Here is a 26,575-nt window from a genome sequence, read left to right on the forward strand (position 1 = left end):
ATTGCCATAATTGCCATGCTTTTGCACGGCAATCATCAAGGCAAATCGTGACTATCACCCAGGCGCATGACCTTCCTCGTTCGACATTTGCAGATTCCATCCCCGCCCGGCTTGACGGCTTCAGTTCGGACACCCGGCTCTACGAAATAGAAACCCCGCTTGGCCCGGACCGGCTGCTGGTCGAATGCTGGTTCGGGCGGGAGCGATTGTCCGCGCTGTACGAATGGCGCGTCTTCTGCCTTGCCGCCGACGTCCACCTCGAACTCAAGTCGCTCGTCGCGCAGCAGGTCTTCCTGCGCACGCGGCTCGCCGACGGCACGCAAGCCGTGCGCAGCGGCTGGGTGTCGCAGGTCGAGCAGCTCGGCGCCGACGGCGGGTTTGCGCGCTATTGCCTGACGGTCGTGCCATGGCTGTGGCTGGCAACGCAGCGGCGCAACAGCCGCGCCCTCCAGGACAAGAGCGTCCTCGGCATCGTGGAAGAAGTCTTCGCCGCCGACGGCGAAAGGGCAAACTGGCGCATCGCGCCCGAGGTCGAGCGCTTCCTGGCGCGCGTGCGCCCGCGCAGCTACTGTTGCCAGTACCGTGAGAGCGATTACGCGTTCGTGGCGAGACTGCTGGCCGAGGAGGGGATCGGCTTCTATTTCGAGGAAGACCCGGATTCCGGCAACAGTCTTTCCCGGCAGCGGCTCGTGCTGTTTGCCGACTCGTCCGCCTTCGCCGACGACTATTCTTCAGGCAAGGAAGGCGCACTCCACCTCCAGCGTAATGGCGCCGCCGAACGGCGTGACAGCATCCAGGCGCTCGGCAGCACGCGTCGGCTGCCGAGCGCAATCACGACCGTCAGCACCTGGGACTACCGTGCCAAGCACGTGATCGCGGCATCGCTGCCGAGCGCGCAGCCCTTCGGCGGCGGGCAAGCGCCGCGCGTCGAATCCTGCGACTGGGCCGGCGTGTATGCCTTCGCAAGCGCCGACGAGGCCGAGCACTATGCGCGCATCCTGCGCGAGGCCGCCGATGCCGGCGCCAAGACCTGGTTCGGCGACGGCGGCGTGCGCACGTTCCGCGCCGGCAGAGCGTTCGACCTGGCGGCGCCGCTCGGTCTTGCGCTCGCCGCCCCGGACAATGCGCAGGGCAAGCGGTTCGCGCTGCTGGACGTGCTGCATGCTGGCGTCAACAACCTGCCGGTCGCGTTGAAGGAGGTATCCGCCCGCCTCGGGGCGGTCGGTCCGGCCGCATGCGGCGAGGCAGGCGCGCCGATGGGCGATGCGTCATCTCCCCACCCGCACGGCGGTGCCGACTGCGACGATCATTTCGATCCCGTTGCCTGGTCCCGCCTGCGGGAAGCGGCCGAAATCACCGGATATGCCAATCGCTTTGCCGCCATCCGCGCCGACGTGCCGTGGCGCCCGGCGCTATACGACGGCACCGGTGCGCTGCTCAATCCCAAACCCACTGCCTGGGGCAGCCAGACCGCCATCGTGGTCGGCCCGGACGGCTCCACCGCCGATGCGGGCACGGTCCACAGCGACCGTCTGGGACGCATCCGCATCCGCTTTCACTGGCAGCATAACGGCGACGCAAGCTGCTGGGTGCGCGTGGCGCAAATGTTCGCCGGCCCCGGCTACGGCGCGCAATTCATCCCGCGCATCGGGCAGGAAGTACTGGTCAAGTTCTTCGAGAACGACATCGACCGGCCGATCGTCACCGGCGTGCTGTACAACGGGCAGGGGCAGGACGCAGACGACGCCTTCGCACAGGTGGTCGACCACGTAACGGCCGGGCAGGACAACAAGATAGGAAGCGGCGCGTCGCCGGCCTGGCATGGCGCCGCCGGCCAGCACCGGCATGCCGGATACCTGTCCGGCTTCAAGTCGGTGGCATTAGGGGCGGACGGCTACACGCGCCAGTCCAACCAGCTGATCTTCGACGACACCGCCGCGCGCCTGCGCACCAGCCTGGCGACCGACACTGCCGCCACCCAACTGAACCTCGGCCACCTGATCCACCAGAGCGACAACTACCGCGGCAGCTTTCGCGGCAGCGGATGGGAATTGCGAACCGATGCCTATGGCGCAGTCCGCGCAGGAAAGGGGATCTTGATCAGCACCGGCAACGGCGGTGTAACCGGGGCCCAGCCCGAATCCGCCGGCGACAACGCGCCCGGCATCGCCCTGCTGAAGCAGGCCAGGGATTTTGCCAACACCTTCAACCAGTCGGCGGCAGTACATCAGACGGTGCAGTTCGTCCTGGTCAAGGGCGGCGCATTGAGCGGTGAAAATAGGCTAAGCCGGGTCGGCGATGGACTGGCTCCGATTGATGCGATGCTAAAAGCGCTCTCTGGTCAGGTTGATGCGCAGGACGGCAGCATGCACGGCCCGGGGCCGCAGATTCCGCACATGCACCAGCCGCTGGTGGTCGTTACCGCACAAGCCGGCATCGGCGTGGCAGCTGCCGACGGCTTGCATGTCGCCGCTGGCGAAGTGGCGCATTTCGCCAGCGGGCGGGATACGCAGATCGCGGCCGGTGATACGCTGACGCTGCACACCGGGCAGGCGCTCGGTCTGCTGGCCGGGGCGGCGGGCGCAGGCGACGGCAATACCGGCATCCAGCTGTATGCAGGGCAGGGCGATGTCGAACTGCAGGCGCAAGACGACGGGATAACGCTGGCGGCAAAGGAGACGGTCAAGCTCGCCAGTACGAGTGGTCATGTCGATTTTGCCGCGGCCAAGAGCATCACGCTGTGCACCGAAGGCGGCGCGAGCATGACGATCGAGGGAGGCAATATCACCTTCGCCTGTCCGGGGACGATTTCGATCAGGGCGGCGAGCAAGAGCTTTGGCGGGCCGGCCAATATCTGCCGCGATATGCCAGCCTGGTCGACGAGCAAATTTGACGAAAAATTCGTGATCGCGGATGAGCTGACCGGTGAGCCGCTGAAGAATCAACCGTACCGCATCACGCTCCCCGACAAGCAGGCCATCGAGGGGATCACGAATGACAAGGGCGAAACCTCTCTTGCCACCAGTGCTGCCTACGGCAGCCTCAAGCTGCAGCTCCTCCCGAAGAACAAGGGACAACCATGACCGAACCTGCCCGCAACGTCGAACGTAAAACCGATAGAAAAGGCGAATACTACTGGGAATCGATGTATTCCCCTGAAAGCAATACGTTGCGCGCGAAAGCCCAGGTGCCGCCGCATTTGCCGGGGATTATCATCTTTGTGCATGGAGTGAACTCCGAGGGGGAGTGGTTTGATAACGTTGAAGAGAGCTTAATCTCCGGACTGAATGCGCGCTTAGGGCGAACCGACCTACAGGCGAATAAGTACGACGATAAAGACAAGCATAGACTTGACGAATTAGGTAATTCCCCTGTCATTCGCTTCTATTGGGGTTATCGAGCACCGGATGGGCATGAAAAAGATTATCTGATCCCGTTGCGGGATAAGCAGGAAAAATCGGTTTGGATCAAGGAAGATGAGGGACAATGGAAATCCCCGCAATACTGGGGTGGCGGCCCTTTCCAGAACGGCACCAATAACTTGCCGCAGTTATGGCAGAAATGGGGCTTCAAGCGCCGCGCTTGGGCCGGGCCGCTGCCGGTCAATGTGCAGGCCTTGAACACCGAATGGGATCGCCAGCTACAGGATGCACCGCCACGGGAATACTACGCGCATGCTGCTAATCGGCTGGCCAACCTGATCGACAAGATTCGCAATAAATATCCACGTGACACGGTAACGGTCATGAGCCACAGCCAGGGAACGATGATCGCGATGGCCGCTAGCCTCCTGTGCAAGACACGCGCACCCGATGCAGTCATTCTGATGAACTCACCCTATGCGCTGCAGGACAAAGCTACCGATACAATGACATCGGGCAACTACCGACCTACCAACCGGGCGCGCGTCAAAACTCTTGTCAACCTGATTAAGCGCATCGAAAAAGACAAGCAGCTGCTTACCCCCGCCGATCTCGAAAACCTGCGTGTGGGTGCAACATCGGACAAGCAGCGCTGGGCACCTAACATCAGCATCCCGACCGCAGAAGGCAACGTTTCGGAACGCGACAACCATGGACGGCTATATGTCTATTTCAATCCGCATGATCGCGTGATGGGCAGCACGGCGTTGCAAAGTATCGGCTGGCAGGGGACCTCCAACGATATTGTGCAAGCGTATGGCAATGTTCTGAAGCAGCGTATGCTTGCTCGCAATTTACCCTGTGGTGATGCTCCAGGGGCTAAACCGTTTGGTACTTTGCCGGATATGCAGACCATCGAGCCGACAACCGGTAAAACCAAGTCCTTCTGGGACGGCAACCGCAAGTTGATGGGTGTCGCCGATCTTTGGGCGACACCCGATCCCAAGCGCACCGTGCTGATAAATGCCGAAGCGGTACCCGAGCCTTTACGCCCTGAAGAACTGGGCACGTTTGACGAGGCGAGAATCCAGGACATGGATAAAGCAGCGCATGCGGGGAAATTCTTCAGTGACGATCATGATTTCCGATATTTCAAAGCCATCTACCAGCGTGAAAAATGGCGGGACGATGACAATCCGTATGCAGACACACCAGGCCAAAACAAGATCAGGCACTTGGAAACTCAAGAAGAAATGGAACAGCGCATCTCGAGGTACATTCCCGAGCCGACCGACCACAGTAGCCTGCCGCAACATCGAGCCTTCATGGAGCGCGTGGTGGCATATGATTTGCCAATAGGATTTTGTGAAAGCACCTTTGATGGTGTTTTTTGGAGTGAACTACGCAGGGAGGCTGATTGGTTGACGGGCAATGATCCGTATTACACCAAGGGGCTGTTGACAGTGCCTCCGATGCCGGACGAGATCGAACGGGAAACCGTTCAGGATGAAATAGATAATAGACGCGGGAGCATGTAAAGCATGAATTCTTATGGGAAGTGGGGAAGCGTAGTGGCAGGCTTGCTGCTGGCAGGTTGCCAGATTCCAGCAACCATGATCGCTACCAGTGCCGGAGCGATGCCGGCGGCCAGATACCAGCCGCCGGCTTACGACGTCGCCCCGCAGGTAATATTCTCACTTGATAAGACTCGCTACTTAACGTTTGAAAATTACTCCAAATGTGACGGTGACGGCATTCTTTATTTCAACGATACGCTCAATGGGATCAGAACACGTATTCAATATGGATCGCCTACGTTTTTGGGGCGAATGAATCTGAATGGGGATCCTAATATCCTGGCATTTCCCGATGCGCCCGGTCCGGCGGCCCAATTTTGCGGTGATAGAGGATGTTCATTAGCGATCAATTATTCGCTGGATGGAGGGCGGACATTTGATCGCTTTCACCCGTGGACTCTGCCTAGCGGGGATAACATGCATCCGGACGTTCCCTATCAGGAAACCAGAAGAATTTTCGTTACCCTTAAAGGCAACCAATTGTATTTGGCAAAGGGAAGCCGTGCAGATGTATGGACATTAGAAAGGGGGAATCGGCCGACAGCATCATTGGGACGTGATCTTGTCGGGGGAATTAAAGGGGTGCCACAGGTTACTACTCCCTCAGGGCAAGATCAGTACGTCTGCGACGACAGCATTCGCCCCAAATAAATCAAGAATTAACCAGAGTGGCCCCTCTTAGCGCTTGCGGTCGACACGCATCTTTTTCTATTCACGCTCATGGCAGGGCGGATAATCCCCCATATTTATCGTGATCCGAAAGAGGATTCCAGACCGCAAGCCCTATTACGCGACGACGTTCTGCCTGATTTCCGCATCAACCTTGTCCAATTCCTCTATCCCACCCGTCAGCGGCCCGTTTCCGCTGAACCGATCAAGGTACAGGTAAATCACTGGTGTGATGTACAGCGTGATCACCTGCGAAAACAGCAGTCCGCCGACCACCGCCAAGCCCAGCGGCTGACGCAGTTCGGCGCCGGCGCCCCAACCTAGCGCGATCGGCAATGCGCCCATCAGCGCGGCGAAGGTAGTCATCATGATCGGCCTGAAGCGCAAAATGCACGCCTGCCGGATTGCTTCCTGCGGCGGCTTGCCTTCTTCACGCTGGGCGACGAGTGCAAAGTCGATCATCATGATCGCGTTCTTTTTCACTATCCCGATCAGCATCAGGATGCCGATGGTGGCGATCAGCGTCAGGTCCATCCCGAACAGGCGCAGCGTCAGCAGGGCGCCGACCGCGGCCGACGGCAAGCCGGAGAGGATGGTCAGCGGGTGGATGAAGCTTTCGTACAGCACGCCCAGCAGCACATAGATCACCAGCAGCGCCACCACCAGCAGCACCGTCTGGCTGGTCTGCGATTCCTTGAAAACGGCGGCGTCGCCGCCGTAGGAGGTGATCACGCTGGCGGGCATGCGGATTTCGTTCTTGTAGCTTTCGATCTTGCTGGAGGCAACACCCAGCGGCACATCCGGCGCCAGGTTGAACGAGATCGTGATCGCCTGCAGCTGTCCCTGGTGGTTGATCGCGGTTGGGCCGACGGTGCGCTCGACGCTGGCGAAGCTGATCAGCGGCACCAGGTTGCCGGCCTTGGCGCGCACGAAGATGCGTTCGAAGGCCGACTCGTCGCGCTTGTACGGATCGTCCACCTGCAGGATCACCTGGTAGTCGTTGCTGCTGGTGTAGATGGTCGATACCTGGCGCTCGCCGAACGCGCTGTACAGCGCGCTGCGCAAGTCCTGCATCTGCACGCCCATCAGGTTGGCCTTGTCGCGGTCGATTTTGAGCGACGCTTGCAGGCCTTTCAGCTGCGAGTCGCTGGTCACGTCGCGAAACGCCTCGTCGCCGCGCAGCCGGTCCAGCAGCTTGGCGCTCCAGTCGTTCAATTCCGCCGCCTGGACGCTCTGCAGGACGTATTGATAGCGGCTCTTGGAGACGCGCCCTCCCAGCTGCAGGTTCTGCACGGGACGGAAATACACGGCGATGCCCGGTACTGCGCGCACTTTCTTGCGCAGGCCTTCCAGCACCTGCGGCATCTTCTCGCGTTCGTCGCGCGGCTTGAGGTTGATGAACATGCGGCCGGTGTTGGATGTGTTGAGGCCGCCGCCGAGGGTCGAAGCCACGCTGCCGACATTCGGGTCGGCGGCGACGATGTCGGCCACCTGCGCCTGCTTGTCCGACATGGCGGCGAACGAAATGTCTTCCGACGCTTCGGTGGTGACGCTGATCTGGCCGATGTCTTCTTCGGGGAAGAAGCCCTTGGGAATGGTCACGAACAGGTAAGCCGTCACGACGAAGGTGGCCAGCGCCACCATCAGGATGGCGAAGCGGTGCCGCAGGCCCCAGTCGAGCGTGCGCGTGTAGCGCTTGAGCATCGCATCGAACAGCCGCTCGAAGCCGCGACTGACGACGTTGTGCTTGTGGCCGTGGTCGGAGGTCAGGTAGCGGCTGCACAGCATCGGCACCAGCGTCAGCGACACGATGGCCGACACCAGGATCGCCAGCGACACCACCACCGCGAACTCGTGGAACAGCAGGCCGATCACCCCTGGCATGAAAAAGATAGGGATGAACACGGCGATCAGCGACACCGAGATCGATACGATGGTGAATCCCATTTCTTTCGAGCCGACCAGCGCCGCCTTGAAGGGTGGTTCGCCATTCTCGACATGGCGCACGATGTTTTCCAGCACCACGATCGCATCGTCCACCACCAGGCCGACCGCCAGCGTGATGCCCAGCAGAGACACGTTGTCGAGGCTGTAGCCGAGTCCGTACAGCAGGGCCACCGCGCCGACCAGCGACACCGGCAGCGACAGCGTCGGGATCAGCGTCGCCACCAGCCGCCGCAGGAACAGGAAGATCACCAGCACCACCAGCGCCACCGTGATGCCGAGCGTGATGTTTACGTCGTGCATCGCCTCGCGGATCGATACCGAGCGGTCGTTGAGCAGGTTGATCTGGAGCGAATCCGGCAGCTGCGTCTTAAAGCGCGGCAGCATCGCGCGCACCGAATCGACCACTGCCACGGTGTTGGCGTTGGGCTGGCGCTGGATGGCCAGCACGATGGAGCGTTCGCCGTTGAAGCGGCTGGCGGTCTTGACCGATTCGTAGCTGTCCTCGACCTGCGCCACCTCGCGCAGCTTGACCGGAACGTTGTTGCGGCTGGCGACGATCAGGTCGGCGAATTCGGCCGCGTTCTTCATCTGCGGATTGGCCTGGATCGTCAGCGTCTGCTGCGCGCCGTCGAGCGTGCCGACCGGCGTGTTCGCGTTGGCGGCGCGGATGCCGACCACCAGGTCGTCGAGCGACAGGTTGCGCGACGCCAGCAGCGCCGGGTTGGCCTTCACCCGTACTGCGTAGCGTTTCTGGCCGTAGATGTTGACCTGCGCCACACCATTTAGCGTGGACAGGCTGGGCGAGATCAGGTTTTCCGCGTAGTCGTTCAGCTCGGACAGGTCGAGCGACGGCGACGTCAGCGCCAGCAGCAGCACCGCCGCATCGGCCGGATTGACCTTGCGGTAGGACGGCAGCTGCGTCATCTCCGCCGGCAGCGAGCGCTGCGCGCGCAGCAGGGCCGCCTGCACATCCACGGCAGCGGCATCGATGTCGCGCACCGGGTCGAACTCCAGCGTCAGCGAGGTATTGCCCAAGGTGCTGGTGGAACTGATGACGTTCAGCCCGGCGATGGTGGCGAACTGCTTTTCCAGCGGCAGCGCCACCGATGCCGCCATCGTTTCGGGGCTGGCGCCAGGCAGGGTGGCGGTCACGCTGATGACCGGCGTGTTATAGCTGGGCAGCGCCGCCACCGGAATCTTCAGGTAGGCCAGGATGCCGGCGACCACCACCGAAGCGCACAGCAGCACGGTCATCACCGGCCGCCGGATACAAAGCTCGGAAATATTCATTGCTGGTTCTTTTGCGCGACGCGGCTGTCCTGGCGCGCATCGGCCACACGCACTTTGCTGCCGGGACGCAGGTTCTGCTTGCCGTCCACTACCACGCTGTCGCCAGCTGCCACGCCCCTGACGGCGGCCTTGGTGCCGAACGAATACAGCAATTCGACGCGGCGCAGCTGCGCGGTCTGGTCGGTGCCGACCACGTACACCGAACGGGTATCGACGCCGGTGATGATGGCGGCCTGCGGGATGACGACGGCATTCTTCAGTTCGCGCACGACGGTCGTGACGGGCACGTACTGGCCGGGCCACAGCAGGTGTTGCTCGTTCGGGAAAATCGCCTTCGCCTTGATGGTGCCGTTTTGCGAATCGACGGCATTGTCGACGAAGCTGAGCTTGCCTTCCAGCGCGCCGGCCGCGCCGGGCAGTGTCGCGACTACCTTTGCACCGCCCGCACGTTGCGCCGCCAGCAGGGCGCCCAGTTCTCTCTCCGGAAGCGTGAACGTGACGGCGACCGGATCGATCTGGGAAATCGTGACCATCGGCGCGGCCGTCGCGCTCGGCTGCACCAGGGTGCCGGCAAAAACGGAAATGACGCCGACGCGCCCGGAGGACGCCGCCCGGATAGTGTCATAGCCGAGTGCCACGCGCGCGGCCTCGACCGCCGCCTCGTCGGCGCGCAGCGTGGCGCGTGCAGCCTCTGCCTGTGCCTGCACGGTATCGGTCGCGCCTTGCGAAATGAAGCCCTTGCCGAGCAATTCCCGGCTGCGCGCCAGCTGGCGTTCGAGATCGGCCAGGCCGGCCTGGTCCTTCGCCAGCTGCGCCTGCGCCTTTTGCAGGTTCACGCGGTCGGCGCGGTCATCCAGCGAAAACAGCACGTCGCCCGCCTTGACGAACTGGCCTTCCTTGATATGCACGCGCGCGACGAGATTGGACACCTGCGGCCGCACCTCGACATTGTTGAGCGAGCTGACATAGCCGTTTGCTTCCAGCCGCACCGGCACATCCGTCTGCGCAGCTTCGGCGACGCTAACGGCGATTGCCGGCGTCTGCTTTTGCTGGCCGGTTTCCTGCTTCGGGGCGGTCCTGGTTAGATACCATCCGGTGCTGCCGGCGGCGGCGATGACGATCAATAAGGCGGCGTTCCGTCTTTTCATACAAGATAGGCGGGATGACGATCGGATAAGATGGCGAGCATCGCTTCCGAAATAGTTAGCTAGTGCAAGCAATTCTACCACTCGCATACAATATCACTCATGAGCCAGCCCATTGTCGACACTTTGGATTTTCACGAACCGCCCACCGTGCAGGAGCAGTTCGGCCTCGCCATCGGCGAGATCGGACGCAGCTGGCGCCACAAGCTGGACCAGCGCCTCAAGCCGCTCGGCCTGTCGCAATCGAAGTGGCGCACGCTGCTCTACATCTCTCGCACGCGCGACGGCCTCACCCAGACGGACCTGGCCCGCATGCTCGGCATCGAGGCGCCCACCGTGACGCGTCTGGTCAAGCAACTGGAAGACGGCGGCTGGGTGCAGCGCCGCGCGTTGCCCGGCGATGCGCGCTGCAAGGTTGTGCACCTGGCGCCGAAGACGAAAAGAACCATGCGGCACATCGATGCCGAGGTGGCGCAGTTGCGAGCCGAAACGATCGGCCGGCTTACCGGAAAACAGGCCGCGGCGGGATTGGCCGTGCTCCAGGCGTTGCAGCGCCTGCTAGACGACGTGTGATCCGCTCCTCGCCCATGAAGCTTTTTCCGATTCGGGGAATTTAGCTTGTCAGCGCTGTGTCAAATTTGAAGTGAATAATCGTTTCGGGACCCGTTCCTCCGGGCGGGCCAGTTGGGCTGTGCCGTGGTTTCGAATTTGAAACTTGATGTATTTGTCGTACATGTTCCATGTGAACGGCAGCACGTTCGTTCACTTGTTGACTTCACATCAGAGCATTGAGTGAAATCAAATGAAGTGCTTGTCTTCAAGACTATGATGGGCGCTGCTTTTTTCCGGGCACGTCCTGCCGTCATAACCACCATGCCGGCGCGGGCAGGTTGCATGCATATTGGCATGCATCTCGCGCCGTATTGTTCGCTTTCTAGGGAGAATTGAAATGAATGATGTCGTAATCGTCGCCGCAGGTCGTACCGCCGTCGGCAAGTTCGGTGGCACCCTGTCCAAGATCGCCGCAGCCGATCTGGGCGCGCATGTCATCAAGGGCCTGCTTGCCAAGACCGGCATCAAGCCGGAAATGGTCAACGACGTGATCATGGGACAGGTGCTGACGGCTGGCGTGGGCCAGAATCCGGCGCGCCAGGCGGTGATCCGCGCGGGCCTTCCCGACATGGTGCCCGGCATGACCATCAATATGGTATGCGGCAGCGGCCTGCGCGCCACCCATCTGGCGGCGCAGGCGATCAAGGCCGGTGACGCCGACATCATCATCGCTGGCGGCCAGGAAAACATGAGCGCCTCGCCGCACGTGCTTAACGGCTCGCGCGACGGCTTCCGCATGGGCGACGCCAAGCTGGTCGACACCATGATCGTCGACGGCTTGTGGGATGTTTATAACCAATACCACATGGGCATCACCGCCGAAAACGTCGCGAAGAAATATGGCGTATCGCGCCAGGAGCAGGACGAGTTCTCCGTGGCTTCGCAAAACAAGGCGGAAGCCGCACAAAAGGCCGGCAAGTTCAAGGATGAGATCCTGCCGCTGGAAATCGCCTCGAAGAAAGGCTCCGTCGTGTTCGATACCGACGAGTTCATCAAGCCGGGCGTCACGCTCGATTCGCTCGCCGGCCTGCGTCCGGCATTCGACAAGAACGGCACCGTCACCGCTGGCAACGCTTCCGGCATCAACGACGGCGCGGCGGCGGTGATCATGATGTCGGCGAAAAAGGCAGACGAACTCGGCCTGAAGCCGATGGCGCGCATCAAGGCGTATTCCTCGGCCGGCGTCGATCCGACCATTATGGGCATGGGCCCGGTTCCGGCCAGCCAGTTGTGCCTGAAGAAGGCGGGCTGGACCCACAACGATCTCGATCTGATGGAAATCAACGAGGCGTTTGCGGCGCAGGCGATCGGCGTGAACAAGGAGATGGGCTGGGACACCAGCAAGATCAACGTCAACGGCGGCGCTATCGCGATCGGTCACCCGATTGGTGCATCCGGTTGCCGCATTCTGGTGACGCTGCTGCATGAAATGATCCGTCGTGATGCGAAGCGTGGCTTGGCCAGCTTGTGCATCGGCGGTGGCATGGGAGTTGCACTCGCAGTGGAGCGCTGAGAGTCGCAGAGGTGTTGTTATTACAGACGAGAAAATAGAGAGAGAATAGAACATGGCAAGAGTTGCACTAGTTACAGGCGGCATGGGCGGATTAGGGGAAGCCATTTGCATCAAGATGGCGGCGCTCGGCTATCAAGTCGTCACCACCTATTCGCCGGGCAATACCAAGGCTGGCGAATGGCTGAGCCAGATGGAAGAGAAGGGCTTCCGTTTCCGCGCTTATCCGTGCGACGTTGCGGATTACGATTCGGCGCAAGCCTGCATCAACCGGATCACCGAGGAAATTGGCCCGGTCGACGTGCTGGTCAATAACGCCGGCATCACCCGCGACATGACCTTCAAGAAGATGGACAAGACCAACTGGGATGCGGTCATCAAGACCAATCTCGACTCCGTCTTCAACATGACCAAGCCGGTGTGCGACGGCATGACCGATCGCGGCTGGGGCCGCATCATCAACATCTCGTCCGTCAACGGGCAGAAGGGTGCCTTCGGCCAGACCAACTATTCCGCCGCCAAGGCCGGCATGCACGGCTTCACCAAGGCGCTGGCACTGGAAGTGGCGAAAAAGGGCGTCACCGTCAACACCATCTCGCCGGGCTATATCGGTACCAAGATGGTGATGGCGATTCCGTCCGAGGTTTTGGAAAGCAAGATCATTCCGCAGATCCCGATGGGCCGCCTGGGCAAGCCGGAAGAAGTGGCTGGCCTGGTCGCCTACCTGGCGTCCGATGAAGCGGCGTTCCTGACCGGCGCCAATATCGCCATCAACGGCGGGCAGCACATGTACTGACGCAGCGGAGCGCGGCAGTCGCCGCATCCTGCCAATGGCGCGGTTGAACATGCGTGTTCAACCGCGCCATTGTTTTTTGCGTGTCCTTGATGTGCGGTGCAGCATACGCGGGGATATCGCCATGGATGCCGAAGGCGCCGGAGCACGGCTTCATGGTTTTACTTCCCTGCCGCGCCGGGAGGCACGCGAAATCGCCGCATTTGCGCTGCCGCCAACGAACTAATTGATTCGAATGCATCTCTATTGGCCTGACATGCGAAGCCAGCGAAGACGCCACGCAGGGGCGACGCTTGATACCTGTGAAATGAGTCCTACACTGAAATGATGCGGCCTTGCCGGGATGGCGCGGCAATCACAAACAATCCACAGTCTGAATTTGGAGAGGTTTTATGCGGAGCGAATACACCCAGCGGTTCAGTTCTGATCTTGACGAAATGCATGAAAAGTCGCGCAAGGAAGTGATGCGCACGATCGAGGCCCACGGCTCCCGCACCATCGGCGATTTGCCGGACATGACGGAAGGGGAGCGCGCCAAGTGGTTCTTCTGGAACATGCATGAAAACCTCGACGAATTCAGAAAGCTGGAGCCGACTCTGGTAGGACAGGTGAAGTGCACCCAGCTGACGCTGACCGACGGCTTGTCGATGCAGACCGAAAAGATCGGCTCGGAAAAGCGCGTGGCCCTGAACTGCCGCTGGCATTTGCGGCTGGCCTATGCGTCGATCCAGAACGAAGAGGCGTTTTCGATCGGGGAGGGCGCGGTGACCCTGGTCATCGCCGATTCCCTGCCGGCTGAGCCGCCCCTGCAAAAGAACCAGAAGGGCTACATCGACTCGGACAGTTCGATGTATCCGAACCAGCTCTTCCTGTTCGGCTGGGTGACCGAGTCGGTCTGGAGCGAGGTCAAGCAGTACCTGTTTTCCCCAAGCCCGAACTGCCAGACCGATCTGATGCTGCGCGACGATTCGCTGTTTCCGGTGAAGCCGGGGTTCGGGTTCGTGGCTGGGCCGCCCGGTGCGATCGGGATCACGAACCTGGAGTTCAGCGTGTCCCTGCATTCCGCGGATCGGCGGGGAACGCGCAGGACCTAATCTCGGATAGATGACGCGTGGCGGTCGCGCGCCACAGACAGTCGCCGCGAAATCTATCCCGCCGGCAGCAGCCTGCCTTGCAGCAGCAGCGCCACGGTCCGCAACGCCAGCAGCGCGATCACGGCCGAGGCGGCGAGCAGTGCGGCGATGCCGGCTTCCTGCGGCCAGCCGCCGCGATGCACTACCTCGATGACGGCCGAAGCCAGCGCGGCCAACGGGAAAGAAAACGACCAGAACCCGAGCGAGAACGGCACCTTTCCCCACCATTGGAAACGCGCCAGCACGCCGACGATCGGCGACACGGCGATGCCCAGGCCGACCACCAGCACCTGGCCCGGCAGCTCGGGCCAGATTACGGCCGCCGATAGCGTGGCGATGGCCGGCGGCGCCAGTTCCACGCCGATGGTCGGGCGCAGTGCTTCCGGCATCGGACCTTCGAACAGGCGCGAAAGGATGCGCGCCTCCAGCAGCGCCCAGCCGGACAGGCCGGTGCCGAACAGCAGTGCTCCCCAGCCCCGGTAATCCAGCGTCGCCAGCGCCATGCCGCCAACCAGCGCGCCGCCGACGATGGGCAGGTAGAGCGCTGGCGTGATGGCATTTTCGGGTAGGCGGCCGGTGGCGAGCATGGCGACCACGCGGCAGCCGATGAGCGCATGCAGCGCCAGGGCAGCAAGTGCCACGGACAGCCATGCGGCTTGGCCGGGACGGGCCAGGATGATTACCGCCAGCAGCATGGACAGCGGCAGCAGCGCCTGCAGTGAGCTTTGTACGGGATGGCGGAATTCCTGCAGCACCGTGCCCGGATAGCGCGCGCACTTGTACAGATACAGCAGCAGCGTGGCGATCCAGATTGCGGTGACGGGCCAGATCATCACGCGTTCGACGTCGACCGCAGCGGACCATCCGTAGGCCGCCGCACGGCGCCATGCGCCGATCAATCCGAACAACCCGACCGAAACGGCGAACAGCCCCGGCGGCACACGTGCCGGCCAGGACAGGCTGTGCGCGCCGGGCTTGGCGCCGAACAGGTAATACAGGCGGGCGCGTGGATTGTCTTTATCCATATCAGAGATCCTCCCAGATTGAGGAAAGCCGGTTCCGGCAAGGCGGCGCGGCCGGCATTGTGCGTATGTTTGTCCGCTTTCATATTAGCGAACTTTAAACATACTTGTTGAATACATATCCATGCGGGATCGCTGCTGTTGCGGGTTCGATATTGAAGATTGCCAGACGAACCAGAAAAGCCGTCTTTTTTCGTGCAATGCACAAAAATTGCCTTGTGTTGCGCCGGCGGCATCTCTAGAATATTCCATGTTGCTGCGCAACAAATTCTGACAACGTTTTTCTGTCAACCGCCACCGCGCATTTGCGCGCCCGAATTTTTGGAGAAGCCCATGTTCCCGATTCAAGACCAGATTTCCGTCGCCACCAAGAACAGCCTCGAAGCGAACCTCGCGCTGTACGCCTCGCTGACCAACAAGACTCTCGAAAGCATCGAAAAGCTGGTCAACCTGAACATCACCGCGGTCAAGGCCTCGATGGAAGAATCGTCGGCCGCCGCGCGCCAGTTGCTGGCTGCCAAGGACCCGCAGGAATTCCTTACCGTCGTCACGGCGCAGAGCAAGCCGGCTCTGGAAAAGGCGGTCGCCTACGGTAACCATGTCTCCGGTATCGCCAGCGGCGCTCATGCCGAATTCGTCAAGGCGGCCGAAGTGCAGATGGCTGCGCTCGCCAGCAAGGTCAACGAACTCGTCGACGAAGCCAGCAAGAAGGCGCCGGCCGGCACCGAAGGCGTGGTCGCCATCATGAAATCCGCTCTGGGCAATGCCAACGGCGGTTACGAGCAGTTCGCCAGCACCGCCAAGCAGGCGATGGAAATGCTGGAAGCGAACGTGAATGCCGCCGTCGGCCAGTTCGTCAAGACTGCCGTCCAGCGCGCTGCCTGATCGATAGCAGCGGCAAGTTTCAGCTCAAAAAAAACGGGCCGCGTCGCGGCCCGTTTTTTATTGCCCCACGCGTATCACAGATGGGCGCGTACCCAACGCACGATGTCGCCCGCGCCCATCGCGCCGGCCTGGCGCGCAATCTCCCGTCCCTGATGGAACAGCGCGAGCGTGGGGATGCTGCGGATCGCAAGGCGAGCCCCCAGCGCCTGTTCTTCGTCGGTGTTTACCTTCGCCAGCCGCACCCTCGGTTCCAGTTGCGCGGCCGCCTGCTCGAACGCCGGTGCCATCATGCGGCAGGGGCCGCACCACGGCGCCCAGAAATCCACCAGCAGCGGGATGTCGCCGCGGCTGACGTGGCGCTCGAAATCGGCCGTGTTCAGCGTCGCCGGATGGCCGTCGAACAAGGGGCGGTGGCAGCGCCCGCAATCGGGCGACTCGGACAGGCGTTCCGACGGCACGCGGTTGACCGCCTGACAGCGGGGGCAGACGATGTGCAGGGGCATGGGATATTCCTTTTCTAGTCCAGTGACAGTCCGGCGCGCCGCATGCGCACCCGCAGGCGATCCAGTTCATCCAGCAGGTCGGCTACCAGCCCGGCCAACTCGGGATTGGCGTCGAAGCCGCGTTCGATTCCGGTCAGGCGCAGCGTGCGCCGCAGGTCGCCGCCGGAAAACAGCCAGCGCGCCGGGTCCGCGCCAGGCCGGGCTGGCAGCACGCCGGCCTGCACGTGTTCGATGATCCATTCGCGGCTGACGGCGCAGCTTACCGCCAGCTCGTCGAGCGTCAGCTGCGCGTCCTCCAGCAGCAATGCGACGTGTTCTTGCATGACTCAGACTCCTTAGAGGGTGGCATGAATCCTCTCGCGGGGATTGAACGCCATCTCGCGCGCCATGGTCCGGTACAGTTCGCGCGCCTTCTCGCTGGCCGCCGGCGGCAGCACCACTTCCATCACCAGGTACAGGTCGCCGGGCGTCGGGCCCGGAATGCCGCGCCCCTTGAGGCGCAGCTTGCGCCCGGTCTGCGAGCCATCCGGAATACGCACCTCGAGCACGCCGTCCGGCACCGGCGCCTGCACGTTTGCGCCCAGCGCCGCTTCCCACGGCGCGATCGGCAGCGTCGCATAGACGTCGCGCCCTTCGACGCGATAGCGCGCATGCGGCTTGAAATGCACTTCCAGGTACAGGTCGCCGGGCGGAGCGCCGCCGATGCCGGGGTTGCCCTGTCCGGCCAGCCGGATCAGCTGCCCCTCGCGCACGCCCTTTGGAATGTGCACGTCGAGCGTATGTTCCGCCAGGCCGACGTGGCCGCGCGCATCCTGGCGCGGCACGCGCAGCGTCAGGGTGCGCGTGGCGCCATGGTAGGCGTCCTCCAGATCTAGCATGACCTTGGCGTGATGGTCTTCGCCGCGCATCTGGAAGTGTGCCTGGCCGGCATGTCTTGCGCCGCGCCCCATATGGGCGCCGAACAGTTCGGAGAAAAAGTCGCTGAAATCGGCCCCGTCGGGCATGCCCGCGCCGGAAAATTCGAATCCGGCATCCCAGTCGGGCGGCGCATGGAATTCCTGCCCGGCGTGATAACGCTGGCCCAGCTGGTCGTAGGCGGCGCGCTTTTCGGTATCGGAAAGCACCGCGAACGCCTCGTTGACCTCTTTCATGCGCGCTTCCGCATCCGGTTCCTTCGACACGTCCGGATGGTACTTGCGCGCCAGCTTGCGGAACGCCTTCTTGATCTCGTCCGCGCTGGCATCCCGGGACACGCCCAGGGTCTGGTAATAGTCCTTGAATTCCAAGAAAGATCTCCTTCAGAACTGAGGAACTACAAAGGATTGTCGTCGTAAAAGATGGTGCCGGCCACGCCCGAAATCAAGGCATTGAAATTTTGCACGGCGAACTTATGTTGGGAATACAGGCCGCTGCGGCACGGCTGAAACGTGCGCCGGCTGGTGAATTAAACCCATTGCACATGAAGGAGAACAGCATGATGTACCGGTCGATGTTCCCCCGCGACATATTCGCGGAGTTTGACCGCCTGCAGCGCGACCTGCAGCAGGCACTCGATACCAATCCCAGCATCCGCGGCGCGGGCTATGGCGCCTTTCCCGCGCTGAACATCGGCGGCACGCCGCAGAGCGTGGAACTGTATGCATTCGCCCCGGGCCTCGATCCGAACAGCATCGATGTCCACCTGGACCGCGGCGTGCTTACGATTTCCGGCGAGCGCGCGGCCGAACTGCCCAAGGAGGACGAGAAGACCTCGGTCCATATCAACGAGCGCTTCGCCGGCCGCTTCCGGCGCGTGGTCAGCCTGCCGGATGACGACATCAATCCGAGCGGCGTGTCGGCCACCTATCGTGACGGCGTGCTGCATGTCAGCGTCAAGCGCCGCCAGGCACCGCAGCCGCGCCGCATCGCCATTCAGTAAGAAGGAGATCGATCATGAGCGAAAACACCAATGTGACGAAGAAGGAAGACGGCGCGGCTCGCAACGAGGCGGCCCTGCTGCCGCCGGTCGACGTGGTCGAGGATGCGTCCGGCATCACGCTATACGCCGACTTGCCGGGCGTGCCGAAGGATAAGCTGAGCCTGCAGCTGGAAGCTGACAGCCTGACCATCGAGGGCGAGGTCGCGCTGGGCACGACGGAAGGTATGGAATCGAGCCATGCCGAAGTCAGGCTGCCGCGCTACCGTCGCGTGTTTACCCTGTCCAAGGAACTCGACAGCGAGAAGGCAGCGGCCGAATTCAAGAATGGCGTGCTCAAGCTGCGCATTCCGAAGGCAGAACATGCGCAGCCGCGCAAGATCGACATCAAGGTAAGCTGACCGGCTTGCGTTCGTGCATGGCGGGACTACGGTCCCGCCTTTTTATTGCACGAGCTTATTGCACGAATTGCGCCAGGCGGATCGGCGAGGCGATCTTGCGTGCCGACAGCGGGTGGACCTGCAGCTTGCCCAGCGCAAGCGCGCGCGTGACGGTCTTGTAGGTGTCGACGTCGAAGGCCGATAGCGCCGGCGCCTGCTCCAGGATGTCCCACAAGTCGCGTTCGTCGCGCACCGTGCCGAGGTAGCTCCAGTTGTCGACCACGTGCACCTCGCTTCTGCCGGCGGTGCCGGTTTCGAGCAGGCCGATCGGCCCGACGTAGGGCCAGGGCTTGAGTTTGAGCGCGGCCAGCGCGAGCTCGAGGCGGGCCTCGTGCTGCTCCGGCGGCTCCTGGCCAGCGCATGCGCCGCGACAGCGGCCCGCTGCGTGCGCGTTGCATGCGAGGCCGGTATCGTTGCGCGCTTCCAGCCCGAGCAGTACCGGGCACAGGCCATGCTCGTCGGTGAGCGCCTGGAGCGCCATCTCGGCCTTGTCGGGTGAATTGAACAAGCCGTACAGGTGCTCGCCGCGGCCGAAATCCAGTTCGCTGGCATGGACCAGCACCGGTCGCCGGCGGCCGTCGGGCGCGGGACGTAGTTGCCAGCTGCATATGTCGCGTTCGCGCGGCGCGCCGTGCACCGGTCTCAGGCGCTTTTGCAGTTGCGCTTCCAGCAGTTGCGCCCCGATTTCTCCCGCCGTCTCGTGCCACGCGAGGCGGCGCACGGCGCGCGCGAGCTGCGCGCCGCGGCTGGAAGGGTGGTCGGGGAAATGCGCGAGCACGCGCTGCCGCAGTTGCTGGCCGCGGCCCACATACAGCGCGACGTCGTGCTCGCCATGGAACACGTACACGCCCGGCGTGTCCGGCAGGTCGTCGAGCAGTTCCGGTTCCAGCTGCGCAGGAATGCTCGGACGCTGCAGCAGTTGTCCGACCGCGTCATCGAGGGCTTCCGGCGCCAGCGTCGCCTCCAGCTTTCTCCAGAACTGCCAGAGCAGGTCGGCATCGGCCAGCGCGCGATGGCGCGCCTGCGCCGACAGGCCGTGACGCTCCACCAGCGCGTCGAGACTATGCTTGATCTCCTGCGGAAACAGCTTGCGCGAGAGCTTGACCGTGCACAGCGCCTCGCAGCGCAACGTCATGCCGAGGCGCTTGAACGCATTGCGCAGGAAGCCGTAATCGAAGCGCGCGTTGTGCGCGATGAACAGGCCGCCCTGCAGGCGGTGCAGCACCTCGCCGGCCAGCGTGGCGAAGGTCGGTGCGTCGCGCACCATGGCGTCGCTGATGCCGGTCAGGTGCTGGATGAACGGTGGAATCGGTGCTTGCGGATTGACCAGCGCCGACCAGCGGCTCACGCCGGCGGCGGAAACCTCCACCAGGCCGATTTCAGTGATGAAGTCGGCAGCCGGATTGGGCCCCGTCGTCTCCAGGTCGATGAAGATCAGCTTGGGATAGCGATTGAGCATGGCGGTGCAATTCCACAGTCGGCTGACCAGCGATGTGGGGCAACGCTGATTACAGGAAGAAGGGCGGCCGGCGGGCGCCGGCAGAATCAATCTTTGACCGCAGAAAATGCAAAAAGTTCACTGCACATTCAGGCAGAAACGACGCGGATGCGCACGTCGCCCAGGCTGACGACTTGTCCTGCGCGGATCTTGCACGTCTTGCGCAATTCCGTCTTGCCGTCGACGCAGACATCGCCGCCGGCCACGAGCGCCTTGCCGGCACCGCCGCTGTCGCAGATGCCGACGAGCTTGAGCAGTTGGTTGAGTTCGACGTATTCGCCGTCAAGGGTGAAATCAAGTTTTTGCATGGTCGGAGGTAAGTGCGGGCAAGCGCCCGCGTGGTAATCAGAGCTGGCGTGCCTCGAAGGTATTGCAGGCGCTCATTTTCCCGGTTTCGATGCCGCGCGTGAACCAGCGTACGCGCTGCGCCGAGCTGCCGTGGGTGAATGAATCGGGCACGACATAACCCTGCGCCTGCTTTTGCAGTGCGTCGTCGCCGATCGCGGACGCGGCGTTCAGCGCCGTTTCGACATCGCCTTCTTCCAGGATGTGGCGCGTCTGGTTCGCGTGGTAGGCCCAGACGCCGGCGAAGCAGTCGGCCTGCAGTTCCAGTCGCACCGACAAGGCGTTGGCCTGCGCTTCCGACACCCGGCGGCGCATGCTGTCGACCTTGTCCGAAATGCCGAGCAGGTGCTGCACATGGTGCCCGACTTCATGCGCGATCACGTAGGCTTGCGCGAATTCGCCGGAAACGTTGAAGCGCTGCTGCATGAGGCGGTAGAAGGAGAGATCGATATACACTTTCTGGTCGCCCGGGCAATAGAACGGGCCGACCGCGGTCAGGCCGGTGCCGCAAGCCGTTGGCGTCCTGCCGGAATACAGCACCAGGCGCGGGTCGACATACTGGCGGCCTTGCTCGCGGAACAGATCGGTCCAGGTGTCTTCGGTGTCGGCCAGCACGGTGCGCACGAAGCGCGTCATCTGGTCGTTGGCGGGCGCATGCTGCGGGGACTGGACTTGCGCGGTCTGTTGCGAGCCGCCGCTCAGCATGCTGAGGATGGACAGCGGGTTGACGCCGAACAGCAGCGACGCCACGACCGCGATGACGACCGTGCCGATGCCCAGCGAACCGCCGCCCAGGCCGATGCCGAAACCGCCGCCGCCATCACGGCGGTCTTCCACATTGTCGCTTTCGCGATTGCCTTCCCACCTCATGACGTTTCTCCTGTAGCCGTACTCGCCGGAAATGGATGGACAACAAAGATGGACGTAAGTGCCATGGAAAGAGATGCCGCCTTACAGCAGGCGCGCCAGCAAGGCCTTGTCGAAGCGCGCTTCGAGCGGAATGCGCACGCGGTGGCCGCTGCCGGCGGCGACCGTCAGCGGCGCACCGTCTTCCGACGATTTCATCGATTCGAGCTTGACGATCTGGTTGCCGCTGGGGTGGATCACTTCCAGCCGGTCGCCGACCGAGAACCTGTTCTTTACCTCGACCTCGGCCCAGCCGTCGGCCACCGATTGCACGTCGCCGACATAGTGGCTGCGGTGCACTTCCGACACGCCGCTCATGTAGTTCTGGTAATCCTGCGTATGGTGGCGCTGGTAGAAGCCGTCGGTGTAGCCGCGGTTGGCCAGCCCCTGCAGTTCGCCCAGCAAGCCTTCGTTGAACGGGCGTCCCGCCACCGCGTCGTCGATGGCGCGGCGGTACACTTGCGCGGTGCGCGCCACGTAGTACAGCGACTTGGTGCGGCCTTCGATCTTGAGCGAGTCGACGCCGATCTTGACCAGCCGCTCGACGTGCTCGACCGCGCGCAGATCCTTCGAATTCATGATGTAGGTGCCGTGCTCGTCTTCCAGGATCGGCATCAGCTGGCCCGGACGCCCCGCTTCCTCGATCAGGTAGGGCTGGTCGGCCAGCGGATGGCGCGGCATGTCGCCCAGCGCGGAAAACGACTGGTTCGCTTCCTCCAGCGCCTGCTGGTAGTTGAACTTGAGCGTCTCCACCGGAATGCGCGCGATGTCGCCGCTGGCGTCTTCCGATGCATTCATCACCTTGTAATCCCAGCGGCAGGAGTTGGTGCAGGTGCCCTGGTTCGGGTCGCGGTGATTGAAGTAGCCGGACAGCAGGCAGCGCCCGGAATAGGCGATGCACAAGGCGCCGTGCACGAAGACTTCGAGTTCCATCTCCGGGCATTGCTGGCGGATTTCCTCGATCTCGTCGAGCGACAGTTCACGCGACAGGATCACGCGCGTCAGCCCCATCTTGTGCCAGAACTTCACGTCGGCCCAGTTCACGGCGTTGGCCTGCACCGACAGGTGCACCGGCACTTCCGGCCACTTTTCGCGCACCATCATGATCAGGCCGGGATCGGCCATGATCAATGCATCCGGCTTCATCGCGATCACCGGCTCCATGTCGCGCAGGTAGGTCTTCAGCTTGGCGTTGTGCGCGAAGATGTTGGAGGCGACGAAGAACAGCTTGCCGCGCGCATGGGCTTCGCCGATGCCGGCTGCGAGCGCATCCAGCGTCGAGAATTCATTGTTGCGCGCGCGCAGGCTGTAGCGCGGCTGGCCGGCATAGACGGCGTCGGCGCCGAAATCGAAGGCGGCGTGCATCTTGGACAGCGAGCCGGCGGGGAGCAGGAGTTCGGGGGCGCGAGGCATGGGGGACTTTCAGGGAGAACAACGACGGCCGTGATTATACCGGGCCGGTCAAAATACCTGCCGGGTGAGCGCGACTTTCACGATGTAGGCGAATACCAGCAGCGCCGCGATGAACGCCGTGGTACGCACGGCCTTGGTCCTGCCACGCTTCAAGGCCACCGCGCCGAGCAGGATGTAGGCGACCAGCGCGAGTACCTTCGCGGTCAGCCAGCCTTGCACGAACGGATACTGGCCGCTCCACACCACCATCGTCAGCGCGCTGCCCAGCAGCACGGTATCGACCACATGCGGCGCGATACCGACCCAGCGTTGCTTGAGCAGGGCGGAGTCGCGCAGCATCCAGATGCCGCGCACCAGGAAGAAGCTGCCGCTCAGCGCGGCGCAGGTCATGTGGAGGTGCTTGATTGCGAGGTAGCTCATCGGAGGCAAATGCGGGATGTGGTCGGATGAGCGGCATTGTAGAGCAGATTCGGCCTGCCCTGCGCCGGCAGCTTGCCGGCGCTGCGGCGGTCACCGCGTTCAGTCGCGATGCCCTCGGCGGTCGCCGTGGCGATCGTCGTCGCGTCTGTCGTGATCTTCCCTGTGCCCGTGTTTTTCGCGCCACGGCCTTCCATACGTACGCTCGACGTAGGCGTGTTCGACAAACGGGCGGTCCGAATTGAGCATGACGGTCACGCCGCCGCCGGCATAGCTGTAGCGCGAGTATTGGACCGGCAGGTTCATGCCGAACTGCCAATTCCCGCCGCTCATCCAGAACCACATTTGCGAATCGGGCGCGTAATACACCTGGTAGGCCGGGTAATAGATGTAGTTGTACTGGCGCACGACGGGGCGCACTTCGACCACTTCCGGTTGCATTTCCTTGGCGCGGCGGCCATGTGCCGGTGCCCACGGCGGCGGGTCGGCCAGTGCCGAGAAGTCGGCGCCCATGCCCATGACGAGGGCGGCCAGTAGCAGATAGCGGTTTTTCATGATGGTGTTCTCCTTCCGGGCAGGCTTGTCCATGACGGTATCTTGGTCGATGCGCGGCGAAGCATGCGTACCGGCTTGTAGAAGAATGTAACGCTAAGAAATGCAAGATTGCAATAAATTCATGTACTTAGCCGCAGCCGGGTTACATCCGGTTGCAAACTTTCCGCATTGTCTCCGTGCGGGCCGAAGATATATTTTCGGCGAATGTCTGATATGGGGATTCGCAATTGGAATTATGGTTGTTGCCCATCTACATTGGAATCGAACAAGGCAATGCATGAATGAAAGGAATAGCCATGTCGGTTCTGACCAGCACCCAACCCGTTTTCGGCGATCGGTATTTCAACAACGTCGGCAAGGCCGCGCTGGCGTTGCTGTCCGCGCTGCTGGCGGTCAAGCCGCGCCGCCGCCGCGCATCCGCCACCGACGACCTCGCTTCCCTGTGCCGTCGTTACGAGGGATTGACGCCGAATCTGGCCAACGAATTGCGCTTCATGGCGTCGCGCGGATAATTGCCGCGCGCGGTAGCACGATATTGCGGAAGGTAAGGTTGATGCGTGGCCCGCAAGGGCCGCGTTCCTTCTCGACGGCGTGCTGCCAATGCTGCTGCGTGGCGCCCGCCATGATCAGCAGGCTGCCGTCGGTCAGCTCGAGCGCGATGCGCTTCTGGTCCTTGCGGCGCTTGTGGCGCAACTTGAAGACGCGCGTCTCGCCCAGGCTCAGCGAAGCGATCACCGGCTGCTCGCCGAACTCGGCCTCGTTGTCGCTGTGCCAGCTCACGCTGTCGCGCTCGTTGCGGTAGAGGTTGCACAGCACGCTGTTGAAGCGATGCCCGCTCAGGGCCTCGATGTCTTCCTTGATGCCCATGAGCGTTTCCGTCCACGCATGCGGCTCGAAGGTGGAGCCGGAGTAGGTGTAGCGCGCCCCCGCATCGCCATACCAGGCCGACAGCCGCGGCTGCAGGTACTCCTTGTCCCACAGGCGGATCGTCTCCTGGCGCCACGCGATTTCCCGCAATAGCGCCTGCAGCAGGAAACCGGTGTGCGGCTGGCGGTAGAAGCCGTGCATGAACGTCACGTCGGCGTCGATCATCGGGATCGGCTCCAGCGCCGGAGCTGGCCCGAACAGGTCGTTCATCTCACGCCTGCTTCGGCCACAGGATCATCTGCGTGCAGCGGAAGGTGGCAATCAGCTTGCCGGTGTCGCGGTGTTTGACCAATGCGTCCCACACTTGCGTATTGCGGCCGGTGTGCACGGCACGCGCTTCGCATTCGACCACGCCTTCGCGCGCGGTTCCCAGGAAATTGCTCTTGAGTTCGATGGTGGTGAAGCTGGCGGCACCCTGCGGCAGGTTGGCGATGCAGGCGTAGCCGCAGGCCGTATCGGCCAGCGTCACCACGCTGCCGGCGTGCAGGTAACCGTTGGGCGCCAAGTGCGATGGCTGCACCGCCAGTTCGGCTTTGAGGAATTCCTTGTCGACGGCGGTCACGACGATGCCGAGCAGTCCCGGCAGGAAGGGCTTGCCGCGCTCGTTGAAGGCGTCTGCGGTGATGCTTGCTTGCATAGTTCTGAACCTCGCTTGGTTGGATATTCATGCCGGGCGCACAGGCGTTCCAGCACGGATCAGGCCGGCCAGCTTACCTTTTCAGGACACGCCACGCCATCGTCGATGGCACTTGCTTCCATGCTGCCGGCCCTGGCCTGTACCACGATGTAATACAGGTCTTCCTCCGAATGATTGCGCCAGGTGCGCACGCCGTCGGGCGCGATGCGGATGACGGTGCCCTCGCACACGTCGAGCACCTGCCCGTCGACCTGGAACTGGCCGCGTCCCCGCAGGAAGATATACAGCTCTTCGTGCGTCATGTGCTGATGATAGAACGGTACGCCCTGGCCCGCCGGCAGCTTGTTGAGGGACACTTCCATGCCGTTCATGCCGAGCGCCTCCTTCAGGAACAGCTTGCCTGGAAAGCCGCGCCCCTTGCCCAGCGGGTGGAAGAACTGGTAGCGATCCAGATTGCTTAATGCGCCGACTTGTGCGCTGGAAAAATTCCTGCCTGTTACTACGTCGAGTTGCGATTCGCTCATCGTCCTGCTCCTTCCGTAATAAGGGTGTATATACATCTATTCGGGCAAAAAAATTTATGTACCCACTTTCTGCACCAAGTGAAAAACCGTGCGGGTCAGGCTGTCCAGGTCCACGTCCTGCGCCAGTCCCGCAAATTCCTTTTGTGCATTCTTCCACAGCGGCAGCGCCTGCTGCATCTTTTCCAGCCCCGCCGGCGTGATGCTCCAGTGCCGCTCGCGCCGGTCTGCTCCGGGCACCACCGCAATCCAGCCATTGTCCTGGATGATTTTCAGCGTGCGCGTGAGCGTCGTGCTGTCCATCACCAGCGCCTCGGCCATCTCGCCGGTCGTCAGGCCCGGATAGGCGTTCAGCAGGCGCAGGATGCCGAACTGGGTGATCTTCACGCCCGACGGCTTGAGCGCGGCATCGTACATTTGCGTCACGATGCGCGCGGCCTGGCGAAACGAGCCGGCATAGCAGGGCAGTCTGATCGGCTTCACGGGATAGAAAAAGAAAACGAATGCAATGAATATAGATGCATATACATCTATTGTCAAACCGCTCAAATGT

General features: G+C 62.4%; 27 protein-coding genes. 11 read left to right on the forward strand and 16 right to left on the reverse strand.

Annotated elements, in window-relative coordinates; translation table 11 throughout:
- Positions 1-47 precede the first annotated feature (47 nt).
- From FAY22_RS01155 to FAY22_RS01165, 3 genes are read left to right on the forward strand one after another with little or no spacing between them, the layout of a single operon-like run.
- Positions 48-3,083, forward strand: a complete 3,036-nt coding sequence (locus FAY22_RS01155; RefSeq protein ID WP_210411869.1) for a type VI secretion system Vgr family protein — start codon at positions 48-50, stop codon at positions 3,081-3,083.
- A complete protein-coding gene (locus FAY22_RS01160; protein WP_146328535.1) occupies positions 3,080-4,900 on the forward strand; it encodes an alpha/beta hydrolase in 1,821 nt (606 codons plus the stop codon). Before FAY22_RS01155 ends, FAY22_RS01160 begins: the two co-directional genes overlap by 4 nt.
- A 33-nt stretch (positions 4,901-4,933) precedes the next feature.
- The gene (locus FAY22_RS01165) at positions 4,934-5,590 is read left to right on the forward strand and encodes a hypothetical protein (protein ID WP_146328536.1); all 657 of its coding nucleotides are present in this window, start codon (positions 4,934-4,936) and stop codon (positions 5,588-5,590) included.
- 135 nt (positions 5,591-5,725) lie between these two features.
- On the opposite strand, the gene FAY22_RS01170 is transcribed toward FAY22_RS01165, so the two are convergent.
- Entirely contained in the window at positions 5,726-8,845 is a 3,120-nt protein-coding gene (locus tag FAY22_RS01170) for an efflux RND transporter permease subunit (protein ID WP_146328537.1), read from the reverse strand.
- The gene (locus FAY22_RS01175) at positions 8,842-9,993 is read right to left on the reverse strand and encodes an efflux RND transporter periplasmic adaptor subunit (protein ID WP_146328538.1); all 1,152 of its coding nucleotides are present in this window, start codon (positions 9,991-9,993) and stop codon (positions 8,842-8,844) included. Before FAY22_RS01175 ends, FAY22_RS01170 begins: the two co-directional genes overlap by 4 nt.
- A 99-nt stretch (positions 9,994-10,092) precedes the next feature.
- On the opposite strand from FAY22_RS01175, the gene FAY22_RS01180 reads away from it, so the two are divergent.
- The 4 genes from FAY22_RS01180 to FAY22_RS01195 all read left to right on the forward strand — a co-directional run bounded on the left by FAY22_RS01180 (position 10,093) and on the right by FAY22_RS01195 (position 13,999).
- Positions 10,093-10,563 (forward strand): MarR family winged helix-turn-helix transcriptional regulator, encoded by a 471-nt coding sequence (locus FAY22_RS01180; RefSeq protein WP_146328539.1) that lies wholly within the window; start codon positions 10,093-10,095, stop codon positions 10,561-10,563.
- A gap of 376 nt (positions 10,564-10,939) precedes the next feature.
- The gene (locus tag FAY22_RS01185; protein WP_146328540.1) at positions 10,940-12,115 is read left to right on the forward strand and encodes an acetyl-CoA C-acetyltransferase; all 1,176 of its coding nucleotides are present in this window, start codon (positions 10,940-10,942) and stop codon (positions 12,113-12,115) included.
- Between the two features lie 52 nt (positions 12,116-12,167).
- Positions 12,168-12,908: an acetoacetyl-CoA reductase gene (gene phbB / locus FAY22_RS01190; RefSeq protein ID WP_146328541.1), complete on the forward strand. Its 741-nt coding sequence runs from the start codon at positions 12,168-12,170 to the stop codon at positions 12,906-12,908.
- A 389-nt stretch (positions 12,909-13,297) separates the two neighbouring features.
- Positions 13,298-13,999: a hypothetical protein gene (locus FAY22_RS01195; protein ID WP_146328542.1), complete on the forward strand. Its 702-nt coding sequence runs from the start codon at positions 13,298-13,300 to the stop codon at positions 13,997-13,999.
- A gap of 53 nt (positions 14,000-14,052) precedes the next feature.
- On the opposite strand, the gene FAY22_RS01200 is transcribed toward FAY22_RS01195, so the two are convergent.
- Complete coding sequence (locus FAY22_RS01200; RefSeq protein ID WP_146328543.1) at positions 14,053-15,063, reverse strand: hypothetical protein; 1,011 nt, start codon at positions 15,061-15,063, stop codon at positions 14,053-14,055.
- Positions 15,064-15,393: 330 nt separating this feature from the next.
- Between FAY22_RS01200 and phaP the strand changes: the two genes are divergently transcribed.
- Entirely contained in the window at positions 15,394-15,945 is a 552-nt protein-coding gene (gene phaP, locus FAY22_RS01205) for a TIGR01841 family phasin (RefSeq protein ID WP_146328544.1), read from the forward strand.
- A 74-nt stretch (positions 15,946-16,019) separates the two neighbouring features.
- On the opposite strand, the gene trxC is transcribed toward phaP, so the two are convergent.
- The 3 genes from trxC to FAY22_RS01220 are packed head-to-tail and all read right to left on the reverse strand — an operon-like array spanning position 16,020 to position 17,734.
- Positions 16,020-16,448, reverse strand: coding sequence for a thioredoxin TrxC (trxC, locus tag FAY22_RS01210; RefSeq protein WP_146328545.1), 429 nt, complete (start codon positions 16,446-16,448; stop codon positions 16,020-16,022).
- Positions 16,449-16,462: 14 nt separating this feature from the next.
- Positions 16,463-16,771: a chaperone modulator CbpM gene (locus FAY22_RS01215; RefSeq protein WP_146328546.1), complete on the reverse strand. Its 309-nt coding sequence runs from the start codon at positions 16,769-16,771 to the stop codon at positions 16,463-16,465.
- 12 nt (positions 16,772-16,783) lie between these two features.
- A complete protein-coding gene (locus FAY22_RS01220; RefSeq protein WP_146328547.1) occupies positions 16,784-17,734 on the reverse strand; it encodes a DnaJ C-terminal domain-containing protein in 951 nt (316 codons plus the stop codon).
- Between the two features lie 191 nt (positions 17,735-17,925).
- Here FAY22_RS01220 and FAY22_RS01225 point away from each other — a divergent pair, with 191 nt between their 5' ends.
- A complete protein-coding gene (locus tag FAY22_RS01225; protein ID WP_146333106.1) occupies positions 17,926-18,366 on the forward strand; it encodes an Hsp20/alpha crystallin family protein in 441 nt (146 codons plus the stop codon).
- 14 nt (positions 18,367-18,380) lie between these two features.
- A complete protein-coding gene (locus FAY22_RS01230) occupies positions 18,381-18,764 on the forward strand; it encodes an Hsp20/alpha crystallin family protein (RefSeq protein WP_146328548.1) in 384 nt (127 codons plus the stop codon).
- 55 nt (positions 18,765-18,819) lie between these two features.
- On the opposite strand, the gene FAY22_RS01235 is transcribed toward FAY22_RS01230, so the two are convergent.
- From FAY22_RS01235 to FAY22_RS01260, 6 genes are all read right to left on the reverse strand, one after another.
- On the reverse strand, positions 18,820-20,262 hold the full coding sequence (locus FAY22_RS01235; protein WP_146328549.1) for a 3'-5' exonuclease family protein: 1,443 nt from the start codon (positions 20,260-20,262) through the stop codon (positions 18,820-18,822).
- 128 nt (positions 20,263-20,390) lie between these two features.
- Positions 20,391-20,609, reverse strand: coding sequence for an RNA-binding S4 domain-containing protein (locus FAY22_RS01240; RefSeq protein ID WP_146328550.1), 219 nt, complete (start codon positions 20,607-20,609; stop codon positions 20,391-20,393).
- Between the two features lie 37 nt (positions 20,610-20,646).
- A complete protein-coding gene (locus tag FAY22_RS01245; protein WP_146328551.1) occupies positions 20,647-21,516 on the reverse strand; it encodes a neutral zinc metallopeptidase in 870 nt (289 codons plus the stop codon).
- A gap of 81 nt (positions 21,517-21,597) precedes the next feature.
- Positions 21,598-22,965: a tRNA 5-hydroxyuridine modification protein YegQ gene (yegQ, locus tag FAY22_RS01250; RefSeq protein WP_146328552.1), complete on the reverse strand. Its 1,368-nt coding sequence runs from the start codon at positions 22,963-22,965 to the stop codon at positions 21,598-21,600.
- A 48-nt stretch (positions 22,966-23,013) separates the two neighbouring features.
- Complete coding sequence (locus FAY22_RS01255; protein ID WP_146328553.1) at positions 23,014-23,385, reverse strand: SirB2 family protein; 372 nt, start codon at positions 23,383-23,385, stop codon at positions 23,014-23,016.
- A gap of 99 nt (positions 23,386-23,484) precedes the next feature.
- Positions 23,485-23,937 (reverse strand): hypothetical protein, encoded by a 453-nt coding sequence (locus tag FAY22_RS01260; protein WP_146328554.1) that lies wholly within the window; start codon positions 23,935-23,937, stop codon positions 23,485-23,487.
- 296 nt (positions 23,938-24,233) lie between these two features.
- Here FAY22_RS01260 and FAY22_RS01265 point away from each other — a divergent pair, with 296 nt between their 5' ends.
- On the forward strand, positions 24,234-24,449 hold the full coding sequence (locus FAY22_RS01265; protein WP_146328555.1) for a hypothetical protein: 216 nt from the start codon (positions 24,234-24,236) through the stop codon (positions 24,447-24,449).
- On the opposite strand, the gene FAY22_RS01270 is transcribed toward FAY22_RS01265, so the two are convergent.
- The 4 genes from FAY22_RS01270 to FAY22_RS01285 are packed head-to-tail and all read right to left on the reverse strand — an operon-like array spanning position 24,430 to position 26,505.
- A complete protein-coding gene (locus FAY22_RS01270; protein ID WP_146328556.1) occupies positions 24,430-25,074 on the reverse strand; it encodes an alpha-ketoglutarate-dependent dioxygenase AlkB in 645 nt (214 codons plus the stop codon). The two genes, FAY22_RS01265 and FAY22_RS01270, sit on opposite strands and share 20 nt — an antisense overlap.
- 1 nt (position 25,075) lies before the next feature.
- Entirely contained in the window at positions 25,076-25,501 is a 426-nt protein-coding gene (locus tag FAY22_RS01275; protein ID WP_146328557.1) for a PaaI family thioesterase, read from the reverse strand.
- A 59-nt stretch (positions 25,502-25,560) separates the two neighbouring features.
- Positions 25,561-26,025, reverse strand: coding sequence for a cupin domain-containing protein (locus tag FAY22_RS01280; protein WP_146328558.1), 465 nt, complete (start codon positions 26,023-26,025; stop codon positions 25,561-25,563).
- Between the two features lie 54 nt (positions 26,026-26,079).
- A complete protein-coding gene (locus tag FAY22_RS01285) occupies positions 26,080-26,505 on the reverse strand; it encodes a MarR family winged helix-turn-helix transcriptional regulator (RefSeq protein ID WP_146328559.1) in 426 nt (141 codons plus the stop codon).
- Between the last annotated feature and the right edge of the window lie 70 nt (positions 26,506-26,575).

The sequence above is a fragment of the Noviherbaspirillum sp. UKPF54 genome (assembly GCF_007874125.1).
Classification (GTDB): Bacteria; Pseudomonadota; Gammaproteobacteria; order Burkholderiales; family Burkholderiaceae_D; genus Noviherbaspirillum.